The 2,017-nt window shown below is 52.3% G+C and carries 2 protein-coding genes; both read left to right on the forward strand.

From position 1 onward, the window contains the following. Nucleotides 1-89: 89 nt before the first annotated feature. Entirely contained in the window at nt 90-1,133 is a 1,044-nt protein-coding gene (gene istA / locus G3I67_RS14850; RefSeq protein ID WP_163656354.1) for an IS21 family transposase, read from the forward strand. Continuing rightward, nucleotides 1,130-1,927, forward strand: a complete 798-nt coding sequence (istB, locus tag G3I67_RS14855; RefSeq protein WP_163656356.1) for an IS21-like element helper ATPase IstB — start codon at nt 1,130-1,132, stop codon at nt 1,925-1,927. The genes istA and istB overlap by 4 nt, the downstream gene beginning before the upstream one ends. The last annotated feature ends 90 nt before the right edge of the window (nt 1,928-2,017 follow it).

Below are 2,017 nucleotides of genomic sequence, written 5' to 3' on the forward strand. Positions count from 1 at the left end.
TTGTCATCGGCAACTGTAAATTGATACAGGTCGGCAGGTGAAAATTGATACACCTCGACAAAGGGATAATCGTCGTTTTTTGAGCGGCGATGGTTTCATACGAGGAATACATGCAAATCAAGATCATGCGCAAGCAGGGAAAGAGCCTGCGAACCATCGCATGCGAACTAGGCTGCTCGGTCAATACCGTGCGCAAATATTTGGAAGATGGCACCGCTCCTGCCTATCAGGGGCGAGTCAAACGAGAATCAAAGGTGGCACCCTTTGCGACTTACCTGCAACAGCGCGTCGCGGCAGCTGCCCCAGACTGGATCCCAGCCACCGTACTCTGGCGTGAAATCTGCGCGCAAGGATTCGACGGCAGTGAGCGCACCGTGCGCAGCTTTGTTGCCACTTTGCGCCCGGTGCGTACTCCCGATCCGTTGGTGCGTTTCGAGACCATAGCAGGCGACCAGATGCAAGTCGATTGGATCGAGTTTAGACGGCGCAAAGGCGACAGCCTATTCGCTTTTGTCGCTACGCTCGGCTTTAGCCGTGCCAGTTATGTCGAGTTTGTTACCGACATGCGACTGAATACGCTACTTGCCTGCCACGCAAATTGTTTCACATGGTTTGGTGGCGTGCCGCGCCGAGCGCTTTACGACAATATGAAAACGGTTGTTATTGAGCGAGATGCCTACGGTCCGAGGCTGCATCGTTTCCAGCCTGGCTTTCTCGACTTTGCCAAACATTATGGATTTCAGCCTGAGTTGTGCCGGCCATACCGCGCAAAGACCAAAGGTAAAGTCGAGCGCATGAATGGTTATATTCGACGCAGTTTTTATGTCCCGCTCGTAGCACGCCTAAAGTTGGCGGGTTTGCAATTAGACGTAGTTACGGCCAATGTCGAGGTTTGGCGATGGTTGCGTGAAGTTGCCGATGTCCGATCTCACGGCACGACCAAACTACGGCCCGGCACACAACTGGTTGTGGAGCGACCATCATTACAAAACCTACCGCAACCTTATCCGGCACTCATTAAGACAGCGATACCGGCAAGCGGCAAGCAATTGCACGACCGGTTTCAGAACTGGATCGCCCCGCTACAGCACCCGCTGTCGATCTACGACCAGATGATGGGAGCAGCCGCATGAACATCGCCCATGAACGCGTGATCGAACTATGCGCAAAACTCAAGCTGACAACCATTGCTGATGTCTTGCCTCATCTGGCACAAAAGGCCATCGCTGATGACATCAGTCTGACTGAATTCCTGGAGTCAGTTCTGAAAGCAGAACAGCTCGCACGGCAGTCCCGTCAACGTATCACACTGACTCGACTGGCCGGCTTTCCAGCGATCAAGACACTCGACAGCTTTGACTTTAGCGCTGCCAGCGGCGTGCCCCGCGCACAAATCCTGGAGCTCGCCAGCTTAGCCTTCATCGAACGTAGCGAGAACATCGTACTGCTGGGACCCAGCGGTACCGGAAAGACGCATATTGCAGTGGCACTGGGGTATGCCGCTACGCAGGTGGGCATCAAGGTGCGCTTTATCACAGCAGCAGATTTACTGATGATTCTGACAACCGCACATCGGCAAAACCAACTGGCTGATGCGCTGAAGCGCTTCGTCAACCCATACCGATTGTTGATCATCGATGAAATTGGTTATCTGCCGATGAGCCGGGAGCAAGCAAATCTCTTCTTTCAGGTCATTGCCAAACGATATGAGCATGGCAGTCTGATTGTGACCAGCAACCTGCCGTTTGGTCAATGGGATCAAACATTTGCCGATGACGCCACCCTCACGGCCGCAATGCTGGATCGGTTATTACACCACGCACATGTCGTGCCGATTCAAGGTGAAAGCTTTCGGTTACGTGAAAAGAGACGCGCTGGGGTGATGACAAAAAAATCGACTACTGAAAAGGAGAGCTTGGCAGTCTAATCGAGACTAGCAAAATAAATAACATGACAAACTGGTGTATCAATATTCAATTGCCGATGTCGGAAAAACTGTATCAAAATTCAATTGCCG

It is taken from the genome of Sheuella amnicola, from assembly GCF_010499255.1.
In the GTDB taxonomy this organism is placed as follows: Bacteria; Pseudomonadota; Gammaproteobacteria; order Burkholderiales; family Burkholderiaceae_B; genus Zwartia; species Zwartia amnicola.

Bases quoted from the DNA above. Each gene is read 5' to 3' on its own strand.
- istA (WP_163656354.1), top strand. From the start codon at position 90: ATGGTTTCATACGAGGAATACATGCAAATCAAGATCATGCGCAAGCAG.
- istB (WP_163656356.1), top strand. From the start codon at position 1,130: ATGAACATCGCCCATGAACGCGTGATCGAACTATGCGCAAAACTCAAG.